This is a genomic window from Chitinophaga sp. 22308 (assembly GCF_052045305.1).
GTDB lineage: Bacteria > Bacteroidota > Bacteroidia > Chitinophagales > Chitinophagaceae > Chitinophaga > Chitinophaga varians_A.
Genome location: NZ_JBQEOP010000011.1, coordinates 41,418 through 62,287, shown reverse-complemented (window position 1 = coordinate 62,287; position 20,870 = coordinate 41,418). Strand labels below are relative to the sequence as shown.

The 20,870-nt window shown below is 52.3% G+C and carries 10 protein-coding genes; all 10 read right to left on the bottom strand.

Features of this window, described 5'->3' with window-relative positions; translation table 11 throughout:
• Positions 1-106 precede the first annotated feature (106 nt).
• Positions 107-1,162 (bottom strand): 2Fe-2S iron-sulfur cluster-binding protein, encoded by a 1,056-nt coding sequence (locus ACTJJS_RS31950; RefSeq protein ID WP_440667945.1) that lies wholly within the window; start codon positions 1,160-1,162, stop codon positions 107-109.
• Positions 1,163-1,184: 22 nt separating this feature from the next.
• Positions 1,185-3,452 carry a heavy metal translocating P-type ATPase gene (locus ACTJJS_RS31945; RefSeq protein WP_440667943.1) on the bottom strand — a complete coding sequence of 756 codons (2,268 nt, stop codon included), beginning with the start codon at positions 3,450-3,452 and terminating at the stop codon, positions 1,185-1,187.
• 84 nt (positions 3,453-3,536) lie between these two features.
• Entirely contained in the window at positions 3,537-3,938 is a 402-nt protein-coding gene (locus ACTJJS_RS31940; protein WP_168873413.1) for a helix-turn-helix domain-containing protein, read from the bottom strand.
• Positions 3,939-4,087: 149 nt separating this feature from the next.
• The gene (locus ACTJJS_RS31935) at positions 4,088-5,401 is read right to left on the bottom strand and encodes an ATP-binding protein (RefSeq protein WP_440667941.1); all 1,314 of its coding nucleotides are present in this window, start codon (positions 5,399-5,401) and stop codon (positions 4,088-4,090) included.
• 1 nt (position 5,402) lies between these two features.
• Entirely contained in the window at positions 5,403-5,960 is a 558-nt protein-coding gene (locus ACTJJS_RS31930) for a T6SS immunity protein Tdi1 domain-containing protein (RefSeq protein WP_168873415.1), read from the bottom strand.
• Between the two features lie 11 nt (positions 5,961-5,971).
• Positions 5,972-9,259: an eCIS core domain-containing protein gene (locus ACTJJS_RS31925; protein WP_440667938.1), complete on the bottom strand. Its 3,288-nt coding sequence runs from the start codon at positions 9,257-9,259 to the stop codon at positions 5,972-5,974.
• An 18-nt stretch (positions 9,260-9,277) separates the two neighbouring features.
• Positions 9,278-10,708 (bottom strand): contractile injection system tape measure protein, encoded by a 1,431-nt coding sequence (locus tag ACTJJS_RS31920; protein ID WP_440667936.1) that lies wholly within the window; start codon positions 10,706-10,708, stop codon positions 9,278-9,280.
• An 18-nt stretch (positions 10,709-10,726) separates the two neighbouring features.
• A complete protein-coding gene (locus ACTJJS_RS31915; RefSeq protein WP_440667935.1) occupies positions 10,727-13,996 on the bottom strand; it encodes a hypothetical protein in 3,270 nt (1,089 codons plus the stop codon).
• Positions 13,997-14,051: 55 nt separating this feature from the next.
• Positions 14,052-17,315: a hypothetical protein gene (locus ACTJJS_RS31910; protein ID WP_440667933.1), complete on the bottom strand. Its 3,264-nt coding sequence runs from the start codon at positions 17,313-17,315 to the stop codon at positions 14,052-14,054.
• A gap of 18 nt (positions 17,316-17,333) precedes the next feature.
• Positions 17,334-20,867 carry a baseplate J/gp47 family protein gene (locus tag ACTJJS_RS31905; RefSeq protein ID WP_440667932.1) on the bottom strand — a complete coding sequence of 1,178 codons (3,534 nt, stop codon included), beginning with the start codon at positions 20,865-20,867 and terminating at the stop codon, positions 17,334-17,336.
• Positions 20,868-20,870 lie beyond the last annotated feature (3 nt).

Here is a 20,870-nt window from a genome sequence, read left to right as displayed (position 1 = left end):
GTATTAACTTTTTTTGTTTTTGTTATTGTTGATGATGTAAAATTACACCGGACAGGGGGCTGAACTGTTATACAATTGGGTAATCGTTTTACATAATTATAAGTAGCTATTCCCCCATGGTCACCGTTACTTCGTTATTGAGCGGAAAGCTCTGGCAGAGCAGCACATAGCCTGCATCGATGTCTTCTTTGCGGAGGGCGTAGTTCTGCTGCATATGTACGGCGCCCTGCGTAAGGCGGGCCGCGCAGCGGCCACAGGTGCCTGACTGGCAGGAGTACGGCAGCGGTATCCTCTCTTCCAGTGCGGCGGCCAGGATGGTTTGCCCGGGTTGCACTTCCAGCAGGTTGCTTTGCTCGTAATAATGCAGCAGTACTTCCTGCGTATTACCGGGCAAGGCGATGGTAGGGGCAGTGGTTTCCACGGCAAACGATTCATGGCGTATATACGTGTCCGGTACTCCCAGCGCCGTCAGTGATTCCTGGTGCATCTTCATCAGTTCCGCCGGTCCGCAAAGGAAAAAGTGCGCGGGTGTGGTGCTTTCGCCGATGGCTTGCCTGATGAGTTTTTTGATAATGATCCTGTTGAGCCTTCCGGTCATGATATTGGCCGGATCATCCGCGGTAGCGGTATGTTTTGATAAAACATATTGTATGCGGATATTGTTGTGTTGGGCTTCCCAGTTGTCCAGCGCTGCTTTGAAGATGGTTTCCGGGATGGACCGGCTGGCATACAGCAGCGTAATGCGCGTGTCCGGTTGTTGGCGGGCTATCGTCCGCGCAATGGAAAACAGCGGTGTGATGCCGCTGCCACCGGCCAGCAATACGATGTGATGGTAACTGCTGGTGTCATCGTCCAGGGTGAAGGCGCCGTAAGGGCCGTCAATGTCCCAGCTATGGATGTTCTCCGCGTTTTCGGTGATATAGCTGCTCATCAGGCCGCCGCTTACTTTTTTAACGGTAATGGCGGGAGCGGCATCTGTGCTAGGTGCGGAGCTGAGGGAATAAGAACGGGTGACCGGCTGTCCATCAATCCTCAGAGTGAGATTGATGAACTGGCCGGCCAGATAGTGAAAATTTTCCCCGCGGGTATTGAAAATAATAGTGACGGTGTCTGTTGTTTCCCGGATGACCTGTTGGGTGTGCCAGGTATATGATAAAGGCATGTATCGTGGTAGAATATTAAGTTTAAAGTTGAGCTGTTTTAAGTCTGAGGCTGTTGGACACTACGCTGACGGAGCTGAGCGCCATGGCTGCGCCGGCAATCATCGGGTCCAGCAGGAAGCCGTAGGCCGGGAACAGGATGCCGGCGGCCACCGGTATACCAATGATATTGTAGATGAAGGCCCAGAACAGGTTCTGTTTGATGGTGGCCACTGTTTTGGAAGACAGTTTCAGCGCTTTCGGGATGCTGTTCAGATCGGAAGTGATCAGCGTCATTTTGGCTACGTCCATGGCTATATCGGAACCTTTGCCCATCGCTATGCTGACGTCTGCCTGTGCCAATGCCTGGGAGTCGTTGATACCATCGCCTACCATCGCTACGGTTTTGCCCTGGTCCTGTAACTGTTTTACAAAAGTGGCTTTGAAGGAGGGCATTACTTCGGCGGTGTATTGGGTGATGCCAACCTGTTGCGCTACCGCGGCGGCAGTTTGCTGGTTGTCGCCGGTGAGCATGTAGACTTCAATGCCCTGGCGTTGCAGCGCTGCAATGGCGGCGGCAGAGCTTTCCTTGATGCGGTCGGCGATGGCTACCACGGCAAGTATCTTTTTGTCACGGGCGAAATAGATCACTGTTTTGGCAGCTGCCTGCAGGCCCTGGGCAAGGGTAATGGATTTGTTGTCCAATACCACGCCGTTTTCCTGCATCAGTTTTTTATTGCCGGCGAGGTAAGTCTGGCCATTGTAGGCACCTTTTACACCCTGACCGGTCACGCTTTCAAAAGACGCAAGAGGCACTGTGTTCACGCCCGCCTGTTGGAGATGTTGCGCAATGGCAGCTGCCAGTGGATGTTCTGACTGTTGTTCCAGGGCAAAGAGCACTGACTGGTCAATAGTATGTTGGTCATCTACATATAAAAGATCGGTGACAACTGGTTTACCTTCTGTGATGGTACCGGTTTTATCGAGGATGACGGCATTCACTTTATGCGCCAGTTCCAGGCTTTCGGCATCTTTGATCAGGATATTGTTTTCAGCGCCTTTACCAACGCCCACCATGATGGCGGTAGGAGTGGCGAGGCCGAGGGCACATGGACAGGCTATCACCAGTACGGTCACGGAAGTGAGCAGTGCGTGGGTGAAGGCGTTGTCGCCACCAAAAACCATCCAGGTGATGAAGGTAAGGATGGCGATACCGATGACTACGGGAACGAATATACCGGCAATTTTGTCTACCAGTTTTTGTACCGGCGCTTTACTGCCCTGTGCTTCCTGTACCATTTTGATGATGTGTGACAGCAGGGTGTCTGCACCTACTTTATCGGCTTTGAAGCGGAAGCTGCCTTTCTGGTTAATGGTACCGGCGAAAACATTTTCGCCTTCTTTTTTCAGTACAGGCACCGGTTCACCGGTGATCATGCTTTCGTCTACATAAGAATCGCCGCCGGTAACGGTACCGTCTACCGGTATTTTTTCACCGGGTTTCACCAGCAGTACGTCATTCACTTTTACTGTAGCAATGGGCACTTCGCGGGTATCGCCGGAGGCGTCTACCAGCAGTACTGTTTTAGGCTGCAGGCCGATCAGTTTTTTGATGGCGGAAGAGGTATTGGATTTCGCTCTTTCTTCCAGCAGTTTACCCAGAGAAATAAAGGCGATCACCACGGCAGCTGCTTCGAAATACACGTGGGCGTGCAATCCGCGCTGGTGCCAGAATTCAGGGTAAATGGTATTGAAGGCGCTGAACACCCAGGCAATACCGGTGCTGAGGGCCACGAGCGTGTCCATGTTAGCTTTACCGTGACGGGCCTGTTTCCACGCGTTGACAAAGAAGCTGCGGCCCAGGAAAAACACTACGGGTGTGGCAAGCGCCATCATGATCCAGTTGCCGTAGGGCATATCCATAAAGAACATACCGATGACGACAATGGGGAGCGACAGCACGGAAGCCCAGATGGTGCGTTGTTTCACCGCCTGATAGTGTTTCTGTTGAGCGGCTTCTTTGATCTCGTCCTGGTTTTCTTTTTCGATGACGATATCATAACCGACGCTTCTCACGGCATCACGTAATTGTTCGGGCGTGGTAATGCCGGGATTGTATTCCACCCAGGCGGTCTGGTTGGCGAAGTTCACGCCGGCGGCGCTTACGCCCTCAACGGAGCCCAGGGTGGATTCTACGCTCACTGCGCAGGCTGCGCAGGTCATTTCCAGTACAGGATAGGTTTCTTTAATGAGTCCTTTTTTATGTTGATGGCCGGTGGCCCTGGATGTATCGTTAAGCGTTAAGGTGGTCATAGTGGTCTGTTTTATAATTTTAACAAAGGTACCGACAGTGGAGGGCGGTGTTGTTATATGATTAAAGATGATTTGTATATAATTTTAAGATGGTTTTCCCGGCATGGCCTGTATGGACTGCCTGGACTTCCGGATTTCCTTGAAATAGCCCGTATTGAGCCCCGTAGCGGCCTTAAAATGGGCCGACAGCTGACGGGCACTGTGAAATCCCAGTTTGGCTGCTATCTGCTGAAGGGAATCGTCTGTATATACCAGCCATTCCTTTGTTTTCTCAGTGCGCAGATTTTCTATATATTTTTCCAGTGTAATATTTTCAATCGCCAGGAAAGCCTGGCAGACGGTGGCGTAGTCCAGTTGCAGCGACCGGGACACCTGTTGGGCCAGATTGAAATTTTCCGGGAACACAAAATCGCCGCCGTAGATCTTTGCTGTCAGCTGTTTTACGGCCAGGGTAATGGTTTCGGGTGTGGACGTAAGCGGTTGCATGTCATCAGTTTTTTATGATGACAAAATTGGTGGATAGCGGGGATCGAAATGTTATACAATTACAAGAAACACTTATAAAATTCGAACCCGGGGCAGAAGCCCCGGGCCAGGGTGTCAATGTGAGTTGTTTAGAGGGAAAAGGCGAAAATTTAAGATTTGCCTTCTTTCATCAGTTCACGGTGAATGGCGCTTTGCAGGTCGGCGCCTGTAAGTTCCATCCGTTGATCGCTGATGAGTTTCAGGCAGCAATGGAAGGCGATGTTGTTAATATTGGAGCCGGTCAGTTCATGATGCAGGGAAATTTGTTCGAGTGAAATACCGGAAGACAGGGTGACCCTTTCCGGGAACGCGCGGTTCCAAAGCACATGTCTTTCCGGGGCGGCAGGCACAGGAAAGTACACCACGTTCTGCATCCTACGCAGAAAAGCCTCGTCCATATTGCCTTTGAAATTGGAGGCCAGGATAATCAGGCCGTCATAGCTTTCTATACGTTGCAGCAGATAGCCTACCTCCTGGTTGGCGTATTTATCATGGGCGTCCCGGATCTCTGTTCTTTTGCCGAAGAGGGCGTCCGCTTCATCAAAGAACAGTATCCAGTTTTTTCTTTCTGCCCTGTCAAAAATGCGCGACAGGTTTTTTTCTGTCTCCCCGATATATTTGGACACTACTTTGGACAAATCTATCCGGAACACGTCGCGCTGGGTGTATTTGCCCAGCAGGGTGGCGGCCATGGTTTTGCCGGTGCCGGGAGGGCCATGGAAAAGGGCGCAGTAGCCTCTTTTTACTTTTTTGATCATCTGCCAGTCATCCAGCAGGGTGCGGTGATGTATTACCCATTGTTCTATTTCCCGTATTTGTTGTAAAGTATTCTCCTGCAATACAAGATCGCTCCATAACAGGTCGGTGGTGATATATTCTGCGGCAAACTCCGGAGAAAAGCGGGGGTGGCTGACACGGCCGGTAAGCCAGTAGTCAAGGGTTTCTGCAGCGAGCAATAATTGTCCTGCCATCACGGGTTCGCCTATGTTCACCGGCTCAATGCTCAGGGTGCCCTGACGGAAAAAGCGGCTTTGATACAGCAGGCTGCCCTGGAGATCTGTCCGTTTGTCCGGGTCATTGCCTGCCAGCACGAACAACAGCGTTTCGCCGGTGGGCAACATGCCCCGGTGATGCTGGGATTTGATGCCGCCGAAGGGAATAAAATCCCCGCCTTCGGGAATATATTCCCGGAGAATATCTTCAAAGAACCCTGGCTGCAAATGCGGCGCCAGCGCCAGTAACAGGGCGACGAACTCCGGTGCGTCGGGCTGTGCTTCTTCCATCCAGGTGGCGAAAGGGGAGCCGTCATGTACATAGGCGTCAGCGTTGATCGTTACGCTGGTGGCTTTGCCAAAATGGAGCGCCAGTCTTCCCAGGATGTATTCCCGGAGGTATTGCAGGGGTATATGAAAAGAGGTGTTCATTTTATATCAGTTGTGTGAGGAGTATCAACTGTTCCCTGAGTTTCATCTTTTGAAGGTTTTCTTCATTCATTTCTCCGCCAAGGGCGATGGCGGGCACAAAGGCAAAACATTCGTCAAACGCCGGTGGGCCGAGCCGTTTCAGCGCTTTTTCATATAGCTTCTGATAGAACAGTTCATTAGCGGGTCTTTTGTCGCCAATGGTATAGTTCATGATGATTTCCAGCGGCACGTTCTGCAGGGAAGACACATCGAGATATACAGGATCGAAGAAAAGATATTCATCTCCCTGTTTAAAGAACACAGTGCCTAATCCGGTGCGCAGCACGGCCACAGCGTTTTTGTACTGCTCTCCCAGTTTCGGCAGAATGTCCGTATAGTCGTCGGGGTTAACGGTCCAGATAAAACCATTTCCAAACGAGCAGATACCGCTGTTCTTCCAGATATCGAGGAGGAAGCCCGGCACGAGCGACGCATATTTTTCCTGCACCGCAGGAGCGATGGCGGGAAAGGCGCCTTTGTCGGGTGGCAGGTTTGCCAGAAAGGTATCGATCTGTTGCATATGATTTTACGTTAGGATAATGTTACGTTTATTTTCGCTGTTTCCTGTGCTTTAGGATCTACTTTTTTGATTTTATCGAGGATAAGCGGGATCTTGTTGACCCAGCCCGGACCGATAATGGAATTAACGCGGGAGAGGCCGGAGGCTTTGGCAAATTCATCGTCGTACCCGCCTGCTACCTGGTCAATGACATGGAGCTTGGCTTTGCCTTTCATATCGGCATCTGCCAGTTTTTCTGCGTCGGCAGGTGTTTTCCCGGCTGCTATGTACTGGTTTTTGAGGTTGGTCCATTCCAGGGTTCTTTCGCGCCGCATGGCCCTGGTGCCTTGTTTGCTCCTGCCTATCTGTTCAAAGGTGTTTCTGTTTCTGAGCCAGATCAGGATCGTCATGTTGTTTAATGCGTTCTTTTGCATTTCGAGCTGATCGTCGAATTCTTTATGTTCCACCGGCGTGGTGAGGCTGCTGCGGTTAAAGACGATGGCCACGTTTTCCATGGTCTGTTGTGTGCCGCCTTTCATCTGGCTGAATGCAGCGGCGAGCTTTTTGAATTCGGCTTCGATATCATTTTTCTGTTTTGTTACTTTCGCCGGATCATCGCCGGGATCATTGGCTTTCAGTTTGGCGATATTGTCGAAAGCGCTCCTGGCCGCACCTATGTAAGGCCCGTTTTCCGGTATGGCGGCCAGCTCATTGAGATAGTCGGTCACCAGCTTGGGCCTGGAATTCACATACAGGTTCGCATTAGCATCTTTGCCTTTAAAGCTGATCGTATGCGATTCCCCGTCTTTGGCCGTAAAGCCCTGTGTGACGCCCAGCCAGCCCAATACTTTGTTTTTGATGCCACCCAACAGTTTTTTCCCGCCTGTCACGATCCAGTCCACCAGCTTGTCCATGGCCTTGTCTACCGGTGCGCGCAGCTTTTTGATGATCTCCACTACCTTATCGGATATCTTACCCAGTCCGAGGAAATTGGCGAGGAAACTAATAGCCATCTTCAACAGGCCGCCCAGCACGTTTTCCACGGCATTGGCTGCTTTACTGATATTGCCGCTGGCTATTTCCACGATGCTGTTGACAACGGCCATGCCTACCTGTGCTATCTGTTTGATCTTCTGGATGACAAACATGATGGTGTCATAAATAGCGAGGATAGCCTGTATGAAGGCGCCGGCAGGGTTGAGGCTGGAGAGCAGTTTAACGATGGCTTTCTGCACTACGGTGACCGTTACAAACGTGGTGACTTCCTGGATGAACTGGGATTTCAGTTCTTCTATCTTGTCCTGTATTTTGTCCCATGCTGCGGCGGGGCCTTCGGTGACGAGTGTTTTTAGTATGTCGAAACCTGTTTCCAGCGCGGCCACGGCTGTTTCCCCGAGGGCTTTCACCAGTTTCACGCGGAAGTTCTGCCAGGTGAGGCCGAATACAGAGAGTCCCAGTTTCAGCAGTTCTTTCAGGGAGAAGGACTGTGGTATATACAGGTTGGCGCCTTCGAGAGAGCCGAGCAGCCAGCTTATCAGCGCTTTCTTCAGCCAGGTGCCGATGCGGTCTTTAAACTGGTTGAAGCCTTTCTTCACGGCGTTGATCAGGTGCCCGACGAACACCATCGGTTTTTCGATGATGCTGCGGAAGGCGCTGCGCACCTTGGACAGGTAAGGCATAGCGCCCGGGGCCACCACGGAGAAGATGATCTCCAGCAGGTCGAAGATGGTGTTGAAAGCCCAGTTGAAGAAGGCGGAAGCGAAGCTGCCGAATACGCCGAATACTTTCCTGAACAGGTTGGGCAGCACAATGAAGTCCATCACTTCCAGTGACTTCAGCATGGCGATGAACTGTCCGGGGAAGCTGGTCACCATTGTTATCAGGCCTTTCATGGCTTTCTGGAACCAGTCGAAAGCCCGTTGTATGGCATTGCCTTTTTTGATGTTCTCCCAGATGTCCTGCCGTCCGATCATCTTCATGAAACCACCGATGAGGGTATCGGCGTTGCGGGGCACTGTTTCGCCGGTGATGGGGTTGGTGCCCAGCACGGCGCAGAGCAGGTCAAATCCGGGCGCTCTGGCGGCCAGTTCAGCCAGCGGTTTCAGCACGGCGTCGCGGATGAACTGCATAATGGCCTGGAAGATACTTTTGATAAAGTCGATGATATCGTTCACCGGTTTGGTGAAGATGGCCACGGCTCTTTCCCAGGTACGCACCGGGTGCAGGATGATATCGAGGAAGTCAAGATCGTCCATGAACTGTTTGACGGCGGATTTGACTTCACCCATGAGGCCGGAGAAGCGTTTCAGTTGCTGTTCCACCCAGCTGCCGGCTTTCTCGAATACGTTGTATTTGTCGAGTGCCTGTGTGATCAGGTGGCCGCCGGGCAGGAATTCCACGATGGCCCGCAGGATGTTGGCGGCGCTGCGGTCGGCAGATTCACCGTTGATCGGGTTCACGCCTATCACGATGGTGAACATGCGGTAGCCGGGAATATGGTAGGCTTTTTCCGCGAGCCAGTCGAGCACGTCTTGCCAGGAGGGTATATCGATGCCGAGGAACCGTTGTATCTGCGGCGCCATGGCAGTAGTGGCGGGTGCTGCCATGGCAGGTTTGGCGGCTTCGGTTTTGGTGGCCTCGGCACGTTGTATGCTTTGTCCCTGTTGTATGGTATGGGTCAGCTCATGTGCCAGCAGGTGTTTGCCTGCCGGTGCTTCGGGCTGATATTGGTTATGGTTAAAGAAGATGTGGTTCTGGTAGGTGAAAGCTTTGGCGCCCAGCTGATTGTTGAGCTGTGCCGATTCCGGCCCTGTATGGATACGTACGTTGCTGAAATCAGCATTGAACCGTGTTTCCATAAAACTCCGTGTATCGTCTGAGAGCGTGAATCCGCCGGCACTCTGTTGACGGATGCCTTCCCCGATTTCGTTGGTGGCGGTGATGGGCGTGCCTTCCCCTTTTCGTTGCAGGATTTTTTCTTCTTTCTTTTGAATCTTTTTTTCGTCCCCTTTGGTGCGGATTTTTTTACTGTCTTTGTGTTTGGCTTGTATGCCTGGTTTTTCTTCTTTTTTGGTTTGTATTTTCCTGCCTGCGGAAACACTGGCTGCCGGCTTGTCGGCGGGCATGCGCATCACTTTGTCGGCCATGTTGTCTGCTTCCTTTTCCGCGGGATCGTTGGGGCTGCCTACTTTCAGCTTGGTTTGTACCGGGGGCATGGCAGGCGCAAAAAAGGGCTTCTCTTCATTTTTCAATGAAGGCGCGCTTTTGGGGGCTTTTTGTGCGGCAGACGTTTTGGGGGCCGCATCTGCACCTGCTTTCATTCCTGTTGGTTTAATCGGTTATATCCATTCTGTCCAGATCATTTTATGCGGGGTATAGGGCAGTATCACCATGTTATAGCCCCATGGCAGGTCGGGCAGCAGCCATTCGTCGTAGCTTTCCCGTTCTACCTGTAACAACCAGTTGCCGTCGTTTTCACGGACGGACAGTTTGCCCGGCCGCCGGAGGAAACTCGCCTGCAGCCCGTCGGGACTGGTGTTTTTCAGGGCAGGCCAGTTGCTGATCACCATTTTAAGGAGACTGGCAGCTTCTTCCTGGTGTGCCTGTTCTATGACGGTGATTCTTTCCATCGTTTGCGACAACGGGATACCACAGAGTATTTTGTTCAGCACCATTTCTTCTTCGCCGATGTCTGTGCGGCCGGTGGCCAGCCATTCCAGCAGGGCGGCGGCATAGCCGGGGCGTAGCAGCGTTTTGTCATCGGCTGCCCCGCAGTATTGCAGGAACCGGCTGATAAAAGGCGCCAGCAATACCAGTCCTGCATTATGTATATAGTAACCGTCCGTGATGGCGGCAGTATGTTTTTCTTCCGGAGGAGGGGAGGTGTTTGTTTTTGCTTTTAGGGAGATGACCGCCTGTTGTTCCAGTTGCTTCTGCACCAGGGCCTGTAACGGACCGGGAAGGTTCTCCTGCACTAGTGTTTGCAGTAATGGCAGACCAGCCGGTAGCAGGCTGCTCAGTGCGCTGGCGGTCAGGATTGCTTCAGCAAGAGCGGTTTGTTCCTGCGCAAGGATGTCCAGTTGCCATTTACGTATAGCCTGCCCTGTTATATCCCGCGTGGGGGGTATATACTGCTGTAATGTTGTAATGGCAGCTAACGTAGCAGCATACACGTCGGGAGCAATCTGTTGCAGCAGTTGTTGCTGCCAGTCTGCCGGAAACTGTGCTGCCAGGCGTTCCCGTGCCACAGGAACTGTTCTCAGTATGTGCAATAGCTGCGTAATCGGTGGATGGGGTGCAAAAAAAATGTTGAGCATAACACCCTTCCATTCCCTGACCCTGTCCGGCAATACCCACCAGGGGTATATGCCATGCAGGAGAAAATGGAAGAGTATTTGCTCAACATTCCGATGATCGGCACTTTGTGCTTCTCTTCTTTTTCTATTTTTTATCCTTATTACGTCGGAGGTAGTGGAAGATACTTTTCCTGAAAGGAGCGGTATCTTTTGCGCAAGGGTTGCTTTCAACTGCTGCGCTACAGCGTCTGTGAACAGCTGCCGGAAATTGCCCGTCCGCAGGTCGTCAACGCTGATACTAAGATAATCAAAAATCAGATCATCTTCTAAAAAATCATAGGGCGCCAGCACTTTTTCGATGGCGGGCAGCAACTCATTTTCACACAGGGCAGACAGCTCACGCTGTAGTTGCAGCGCCTGCGATTCCGGACCGTTGAAAGTCACGTCTACCAGCTGTTTTTGAATGAGATGCATGTTTATCTGGTTATTGGTTTAATTATTTCTGCGGGTATATTCCGCGTATGCCCAGCATCCATTATTGTCAATGGCGATAACCCTGATTTTTTCCGGCATCCTGTCACTGTTGTCCAGGTGGAACTGCGGCCCTGTACCGAAGCCCGGTGTTCCTTCTTCTGCTATCCAGTAGATGGCCTTGTACTCACCTGTGACGAAGTAGAAGTTGTCTGTTTCCCGTTTGATCACGAGTCCGTCGTTGGCGCAGGGCTTCTGGATGCTGGTGCCTTTGCACTGGTCATCGATAAAGCAGCCATATTTAGGCAGCCGGGTCTGGTCGCTGTGCTGATTACGGATTTCCAGTTGTGCGTCCACCCCGTTTTTCGTATAGCGGTAGTCGTAATAATAACCATCGAAGTCCATCCGTATCCGCAGGTCAAATGCCTGGCAGGGATAGGACATGATCATGAACTGTCCGGTGACCGTATCATCTTTCACGAGGTACTCGATCTTGAATATGCCTTTGGCGAGCTTGTCCACCCGCTTGTTGATCATGTCTGCCACCGCTTTCATGAAATCGTGGTAGTTGCCGTTTTTGATGCCGCCGGTTTGCTGGAGATAGTCGGTAATGTCTTTAACGAACTGTTCGTCAAGCAGTACCAGTCCGTTTTCATCGGCAATAGTGAGGTAGGCGATCTCCATCCGGATAAGTTTGGCGTCAAAGACGTTGTTCTCCGGCAGTGCCATCCAGGTAGGATAGAGACAGCGGGTGAAGATGCCGTTACAGGGCAGGTTACAGGGCGGTTCACAGGTTTTGGCCGGCACCTGTACGGTTATACTGCCACCGGCGCTGTCGGTCACGACTACGGTGCCCGGCTGATTGCTGCCATATTGCAGGTCAAACCGGCTGTTGACAGCATTGCCGTTCGCCTTATAGGGCGCCGTGCCACCGGTGACCAGGAAATGCACCACCTGTTGACCATCGACGCATTCTGAGCCAGTGATGTCCGCTGCCAGCGCCTGTGAGCTTTCGTTGATGGTGTACTGAATGGTGCTGCCATCGCCGCAGCACTGATAAGGCAGGTAAAAGTCGGCAAACACGATGCCTTCGGCGATGCCTACCGGTGTCCCGGTAGAAAAGCCGGCGCCGGCAGCACCCACGACGCCTCTCCCTCCGTAAGAAGGTCTCCGCGAAGGGGTTTTATATTTACCGATGATCGGTTGAAAGGTTTTCTCTATAAAATCGCCTGCTTGCGGGTTGGCAGGGTCTATCTGTCCCAGCAAACTGCCGATAACAGCAGCGGTGCCGGCATCGGGATGATAAAACTTAAAAGCCTGTTCGTCCAGTTTGTATTTGTTGGTCGCGGCATCGAGGTAAATGAGGTCGCCGAAAAACTTCCCGGGCTGTGACGGCGTAGCTACGTCGCCGTGGTACACGATCACAAACGTGCCACCGGCGGGCACGCCGCCTTTGTGTTGCAACCCTGCATGTTTTTCAGCGTAATTGCTAAGCAGGAACTGCTGCTGCAACGTCGTCATCCGTGTTTTGTAGATGTCCAGCAACTTTACCAGTTCTGACACATCACAGGGAATACCGCCGATGGTCAGGGCTTTCAGCATGGCCAGCATCGTCTGGTTGTTGGGCGGCACCGGGTCGTTGAGCTGTGACAGCTTCGTTAGTTTTTTAAACGCGTCGATAGTCGCGTTGGCACCGCCTTTACAGATAATGTCCGCCTGTATCAGCAGGAATTCACTTTCCAGGTCTGCAAACTGTGCGTCAAAAGTACTACCGGTAAGCGCATCCGGCTTGTTGCCCGTTTTTATGGCTATGATATCAAAAGGCAGGCGGTTGTTATTGATGATGCCTTGCAGGTAGTTGACCACCGATTTGTAGTTCTTGCCTACATGCCCTTCTATCCGGAAGAAGTTGTACGGCTCTACATCATACCGCAATGGATTTTTAACAAAATCTTCCGTGGCAGGGTATTCGATGGCGCGATAGGATAAATTCTGGTTCGCTTTGCCATCCTTCGTAAGCCGGTAGTTCCAGTATTCAAACAATTGCCGGTTGTTGCTTTGTTTGTCTTCACTGTAATAATGCGGGATAGCTTTGCCCGACAAATTGTTGCCAAGGTAGCTGGGCGTCACTCGCAGGTCTGAGTTGTTGACGCCGCCGCCTGCAATGATGGTAGGCGCTGCTATCTTCGGGAATGTGAGCAGCATCATGTAGAGGCGGTTCAGTAATTGTACGATCTCTTCCGTGCGTTGGCCTTCCCGTGCCACTGCCGGCGAAGGCAGGAAATAATGGCGGTAGGCGCTCGGTGACGGCGGATTGACGGCTTCTTTCAAAAACAGGTGCCTTGGGAACCATGTGGGATCGGGACAGCAGGTAGCCAGTACCGATCCCGATTTATTTTTTATCTCGTTGTAGGTGTCCACCAGATCGCTGACAAAATCATAATAGTATTGGTAGTAATATTCCACCGGCAGTTTAATGGTACTGTCGGTATCATAACTAAAAATAGTGTTGTTCTGTATCAGGTTGCCAAGGGCCGTGGCATTACTGTTCAGGAAGGCAAACGTGTCTGATAATTTTTTCAGGTTGGCCAATACCTTGTCAATAAAAGCTTTGGTCAGTATGATCTTGTATGCCTTGATGACATCGGCTGTGGTATTGAGCGCTGTTTTCGCCACATCAAAGCGGGGCATCCGGATATCCGGCAGCGCTGCTTTGTTGGGGTAACCAGGGATCACGGCCTTTATTTTGTCGGCATCGCTTTTTCGTATCAGCACCGGCTGTATGGTGACGCCCACGGTGGAACCTTTATCATCGCAGGAGTTAGGCAGACAGTTTTTATTGCCGGTTTTGTTCAGCTCTACGAACAGCATCACTACTTTGTCCAGCAGGAAAGGATTGTCCAGGTTGCGGGCAGAAGGATCTGGATTGCTGATGGGTATCTGCGGCAGCAGCTGCCACAGCGGGTACAGATTGGCGCCTGCATTGTTCTGCAATACCGGATAAGCTACTTCCTTTGGCAGGGAATAGTTTTGGGAGGCGGCATACACCAGGTCGGTATCCTGTATGACGAGGTATCCGGCGGAAGTGACGCCCACGCCCCGGGTGATGGTAACGGACTTTCCATCTGCCGCGGTGATGGCATCCAGGCCGCAAATGATACCGATGCCGATCAGATGGCTTCTGGTCAGCCTCGTTTGTTCATCATTGTACCCGAACAACAGGTTCAGTTGTTCGTTGGTGAGTATCTGGTTCGCCTCAAACTGAGGGTACTTTTGAATGGAAGGTATCATAATGATGATAATGACTTCTTTGATTTAATAATAGCTTTATCCTTTTCTGCCGGTTTTATCCGATAGCGGTAGCGCCCAGCCGAACGGGGTTTACATCATTGCCGTCTTCGCAGTCGTGCAGCGTGGCCGGCGGATAGATGCTTTTCAGTGCCGACATGACCTGTATCAGCGCGGCATGTGTTTGTAACAGTTGTATTTTGTCCGCATCATAAAAAGTGGTGAAAACGGCATTGACGGATGTGGTGACGATACCACTGCACACCGGCACCATGGCATTGATCATACTGTCGAAGGCCGCTTTTTGCAGACCGGTTGTCAGCTGCGCTATGACCCACAGACGGATGGCTTCACCATATTGTTCCATCAGGCTTTGGGCGCATGAGCAGATATCCTGTTGTTTTTTACCGGGATTTGTTTTCAGCAGGGCCTCTGCCAGTGTGTTTTCGAGATAGTTGTCCTTAGCGGTGAGTTTGGCGTTGGCGCTCAGCCAGGCGCACCAGGCCAGTTCCAGCCGGGTGAAGATGAAACAGTCGGTGTGTTTGAGCCAGTAATCCACCATCCAGGCTTTGACGGTATCAATGCCGGCAGGTGTGATGCCCGGAACACCATTCGCGATGCCGTCTTTTACGTTATCGTCAAAAAACTTTTCTGCCTCAGCTTTCACCGGAAACACATTGTTGCCGGTGCTCAATGCCTGCCGGTAGGCGTTGTTCATGGCCGCTATGGCTGCTTCGGCCACCAGGCATAGCTGATGCAGCGCATCATCTTCTTTGGTCGCGGGCAGCGGCACCTGCAACCCCCAGAGGAGATCTGTCAGGTCGCACAGCAGCGTGTCATCACAGGCTTTATTATCGACCCAACATATTTTGGGTAGAAGGTGGGCCGGTGTTTCCTGCCGGATGGTTTTTTCTGCATAGCGCCGGTAGTCGATCTTCATGTTTTGTTCCAGCCATCCGGGCATTACAAACGTGAGCCGGAAGGAATAAGGATCGTTATCATAGCAGGTATGGCAGCCACTATCGAGGCAGATGGGCAGCAATATCTGTCCGGGTATGCGGGGCCGCAGCAGCAGGTGTTCGATGATCACGAAGCTGGTGGTAGCGTCTATATTGAGCAGGCTGTTCAACCGCCGTTGCAGTCCGGCTATGTTTCCGGCCGTACACGGAACGGCGATGGAGTAATCGATCGCCCTGGCGCGGTTGTAGCTTGCCTCGGGATAATTGCTGAGGAAATCTGTTTTCAGTTGCAGCAATGCTGTCTGCATGGCGGTTTGTTCTGTGGGGATGCTGGTATACCTTGCCAGCGCGTATTCGCTGAAGCTCTCTGCAAACCGTGCCAGCAGATGATCAAGGAAGCGATTGCGGCGTGCAAGCCCGCCGTTGGCCGGCTCTGTGAGCGATTGCAATGCTGCCGGCGTGAGGCCTGCATACAGTGCTGTAACACCTTTGATATCGTTCTCTGACAGCCAGTGGGTAAAATAACTCTGTAGCTGGCTGCTGTCTACCAGGAACAAATCACCGGCATGTTGCAGTTGTGCGAGGTAATTGACCAGCAGCTGCTCGAAGAACAGCAGATAGGTTTTGAGCTGCCGCGCTTGCGCTTTGCGTACGGCCGGTTCTGTGTCAGAGAGGCCAAATTCCCCGATACCGTAGGTGAGCGGATAGGAATACTGTACCGGGTAATAATCTTCCATATTGCGGATGGTGGCGGCAGGGATGTCCAGTTCGTTGTTGATACCGGTAGCTTTGAGATATTCGCCGCTGCTGCGCAGCTCCTGCAGGATGCTGTTGAGCTCCGCTTCGTTGGCCGCCAGGAAGGGAAGCCCGTTTTTATAAAACAGGAACTTGCTGCGTTGTACGTATAGCCGTGGCTGATGGCCTGCCGTTACCGGCAGTACCCATGGCTGGCTGTGATAGATCACTTCGCCACGCTCATCGTAGCTGGTCATCAGGAAATTGGTGATGCTTACCACCTCGGGGATGTCCATGATGAGATTGATCATGTCTGAAGCATGTATTTCCTGTTTGATGACCGCCTGGTCGAGGTCTTCATTTTTGATAAATCCGTTGTGCAGCCTCGGGCCATTGAATATCTCCGTGATGTCGGTATTTTCTTTCAGCAGTTGCGCCAGGGAATAGATAGGGATATTCGGGTTCAGGTACTGTTCAATTTTTACCATGATCTCTGCCTGTACCTTTTCAATGTCCGCGTCCGGCTTCAGTTCCGCGTCCATGCAGATACTGACGTCTTCCATAGGCACCAGTGAAATATGGCAGAATGCTTCATCGAGGTTGCGGTGCGCATTGAGATTGCTCCGGGTGGCATTGATCAGGGCGTCTGTTTTTTCCAACCCGTTTTTATATGTGCTGATGATGCCCGGCACCTGTTGCAGGGCGCTGGTGATGTCTGCTACCGCGGGTATACTGGCGTCACTAAAAGAGAGGTATATGTTCAGTACCGCGTTGGTGAAAGTGATGACCGCCGCATTGCTGAGTGTCAGCTGCAGGTCTATGAATATGGCGCTCTGCATGGCTTTGGACAGATTACTGTCTGTTACGGCGGTGTTGTTGTTGTCAACGATTTTGTTCAGCGCTACGCCTGTCACGGAAATGCTGTCGTCTGTCAGGTCTTTCCAGTCGTTCCATTTTTGAAGGATGGTTTCGTAGGAAGGCAGGCGCAGTTCTATGGTAGCACGGCTGTTGCCATAGGTCAGGGTTTGGTACACCCTGCCATCGTTGATGTCGCCGAATACAGGATCGTCTTCCAGCGCAATCTGTACGTCGTACAGCCCTTTGATGTTTACCTTTTCGAAAACCTGTTTGCCATCGGGAGTATGACTTTTATAGGTCAGCAAACCATTTTTTTCATCTGCATAGATATCTGTTTCGCAGTTGCAGGTGTCTGCACATTCAGACTCCGCCTGCGGGGACGTGTTATCATCGCAGCTGCAATGCCGGGGCGCCAGCCAGGCGTTATGGATACCTTCCTGGTCGATCATCAGTTTCCGGTAATCATTGACCGTGAGCGGGTTCATGGTCAGTATTTCATGGGCCGGGAAAAATGCCTGTTTGTTTAACTGGCTTTTATCCATGTATGCCGCAAAGATATCGGCCGTCGGGAAACCGGTGCGGTAAGCCAGGTCGGTGATGGCGAAGCATACCAGTTCCAGCGTGGTGATGCCCGGATCATGAAGGTTATAGTCTGTCCAGAACCGGCTGCCCAGCTGCTGGATATAGTTCATGCCCTGCTGCCGCAGGAAGTTGAAGTCTTCCGGCGGTTTCAGTTTGATATTGCGAAGTATGGTTGTCTGTTTTTCCATAATACAATGACTTGTGCTTTATGCGCATCCGCAATCAGGTCCGTTGTCCACCACAGCGGCAGCTTTGGCAGGAATGGGCGTGATCACGTGGTCGGTGGCCTTTACCGGTACAATGATGGCGGATTGCCGGTCGGGGGTGATAATATCTTCAAGTATGCCGGCGTGATAAAGTTTGACGTCTGTCACATAGTCGACATAGTATCTTTTTTCCATGAAGTTGACGATCATCGCATTGGTGATCCTGTTTTCAAACCGTAGTTCCGCTCCGTCGGTGTAAGCCCAGGGCGCGAGGAAGCGGGTGATTTCGTCCTGTAGCTGATGTGTGAACAGTGTTTCATCATATTGCGGGAAGAAACATACTTTGGCTTCCACCCGTACCTGTTCGTAATCCGGGTTACAGACATGGAGGTGGACGAACGGTGAGATAAGTTTTTGCAGATATTCTTTCACCTGTTGGAGATCGCTCATGTAGGTAAAAGGCCGCAGGGGGTCGATGCCATTACGTTGCAACAGGGAGGGGATGGTGATCACCGTTACATGCCCTGGCGCCATTTCATTGTAAATACCGTTTTCAAAACGGGTATGCGGAATACATTTGGCGCGGTAGAGATTGGGGAACTGCTGTAACACGAGGTGTTCGTAATCCCATTTGTTGACGCTGCGTCCTTTGTGCCGCAGTTGTTCGCTGCAACGGATGTAGAACTGCCGGCTGGATTCCTGTGGCGTGCCGCCGAAAGAGGAAAATGGTTGTGTTACCGTTTTGATCTCCGGTTGAGGGGTGGCCAGTTTGGCGATGGTGCCTGCGGGCAGGGGGGAGGCCAGCGTCTGAGTGATGTCTGTGCCGGGCACGAAAGTGGCGGACACGGCCTGTGAAACGATAGACACTGTTTTACAAACCGCTTCGTCGGCTTCCGCGATGGTGGCCTTCAGCCAATAATGCTGACCGGGCATCACGTGATGGCTGAGGTCTGCTTCCCGTGGTATGTTAAAGGCGATGATGCCGCTGCGTATGAGGTTATCGGTACCATCGGCCACGGCAGCGTTGTCAAAGGCGGTCCATTCATCGTTCATCAGATAGTGCCACCGTACCTGGTTATCCGGTTTGCTCACCAGCGGATTGGCGGTGCTTTCATCTATCTGGAACAGTAATGTCACCTGCCGGGGCGGCTCGAACTGCTGAAGCCCCAGGTAAAATTCTGCCAGACTGGGCTTGTTGGCGGTAGCATCGTGCAGGAATTGCGGCAGCAGGTGGTTGCCGACAGGTGTTTGTTTTTCGCCGAAAGGATACACATGGAAGAACGCCGCTTCGGTTTGTGTGTCTGCCACATATTGCAGGTACATTTCCTGTAGGGTGGGCGGGGTGAACAACCCGGTGGGTACGCCGGTGAGGTCCTGGCCGTTGGCCGCCTTGGTGAGGTAGGCCATGCGTTGTATGAGGCTGGCCTGGTAACCCAGGTCGGTGGTGAGGTTGTACCGCACAAACCCCGTGGTGCTGGCAGGAGAGTAAGGTGTATTCAGGTTACTGTAAACCGGTGCTATTTGGGTTTTATCGTCGATATAAAAATGTTCCCTGGGTTTGTTGTGCAGCAGTCCGTTGATATCGGCATCGAAGATGTCGAGCGGGTGGCGGATGATCTTCCATCCGTCGTTATGCCGCAGGATATAAAGCTGTGGTGATTCGCCGAAATCATATTCGGTGCCTTGTTTCCACATGAACATGGGTGTTACGCGGGCGTTGTTTTTCTGGAATATCTCATCACATCCCAGCAACAGCATGGCGCCGGGGGCCGGTACTGCGTTGAAAGGGAGGAATGGTTTGGACGGGTCCATGACGCCGGTATCCGTTTGCACATGGATGTTTTTGATTTTGTCAACGCTTACCTCCAGCGTATAACCCGTGATGACGGTGTCTTTCAGCTTTGCCCACGCGGAAGTTGCGCCGGTGTTTTCGCTAAGCAGGATACGCAGTACCGGGTCGGTAGTGTCGAAGGCCGCCTGGTGTACCGCTTTATTGAACGGCACAGTGCCGGGCAAAGTGGCCGCCATAGCGCAGGTGAGCACAAACCCGTTGCCTGTGGCAGCGGCGGCAAGGCCGGTGATGGTGAGCGCTGTCCAGCCTGCGGCGGTGGTGACGGCCGCCGTAAAATCGGTCGCATTCAGGCTGGTGATGGGGTTGCTGGTGGCCACGCTGAGGGTGATGGTGCGGTTGCCTTCCCGCAGGAAAAGGTAGTGGGAGGCAAACGCGAACCCGATATGTGCCACCGGCATGTTCACCTGTTGCACCTGGGTATAGTCTGCCAGCGTTTTGTTGGCGAAGGGATGCCAGGGCGTATTGGGATTGTCAAAAGGCAGGCCGTTGCCGTCTTTGCTGGCAGGCAACGGCGACGCATATACGCGGTCTTTGGAAACAGCTGCGTCCGCATCTTCTACCGGGCATACATATACGCTGCGCATATCGCTGATAATGGCCGTATTAATGGCCAGATCGGCATCTGTGGCATAGAAGGCGTCGCTGCCATCGGGGAATTTCCCGGCTTTCAGCTGACTGCCTTTAGGCAACAGGTATTCATCTGCGAAGCGGGCGAGGGCAAAGGTCATGAACACCCTATCCGGAACGGGCTGCTTTTTCCGGAGGCGCAGTATCTCCTGGTAGTACAGCTCCAGGTGTCGCTGTGTAAGCTCGTTGAGCTGTGTGCGGGAGAACTGCAGCAGTTTCAGGAAGGCGAGGAACAAGGCGTTGTGCGGCTCGTGGCTGTCCCACTGACCGAGCGTATCTTGCAGCTCCTGTGCGGCAGCAGCCGTTATTTTCACGATGGCTTTGATAAAGACATCGATCGCGCTTTTGAAGAAATTGTGGTTGGCGGCGAAATACAGCTTTTTGATTTTGGTGGTCGCCGGACTGTAGATGTCCGGATCTACGGTAACGGAGCTGTTCCAGATGGCCGGAAAGCTGTGTCCTGCCGCTACATCGGCATCTTCTGCCGCGGCACCGAATATATTCGTATAGATGTTGGCGTTAGCATTGATCAGCCCGTCGGTGACAGCTTTGTTGTAATAAGCCAGCAGTTTATGGAGCTGGTCTTTGAGGCGGGTGGTGATCAGCGATTGCACCACGGCTTTCAGCAGCAGGGTGTCGGGCAGCTGCGCCCGCATTTTCTCTATCTGCCAGGCGAGGGAAAAGAGGGCGCTGTATATTTTACCATAGAAGTTCTTGGCCTGGGGCAGGAGGGCCGTGCCTTCCTGCAATGGTTGCAGGAATTTTTTTAGTGTATCGGCAAAGTCGCTGGTCTGCTGCGTTACGATCATCGACAGCTGCGTGGAAATGTCTTTGTTAAAGAAACTTTCCCAGGTGGTGCCATCGCTGTTATTGTCGTTGTTGATAAACAGCAGGAAGGCGGACAGTTTCTGTGTGAACACGAGGTGGTCGGCGGTGCTGTGTTCGTCCACCGGGGCATAGGCAGGGTCAAGCGCAGGCAGCTGCCTGTCCTGCTGGGAAGTGCCACTTCCCGGAATAAATAAGGGGTCCAATACCAACGGGCAATCCTGTGACATAAT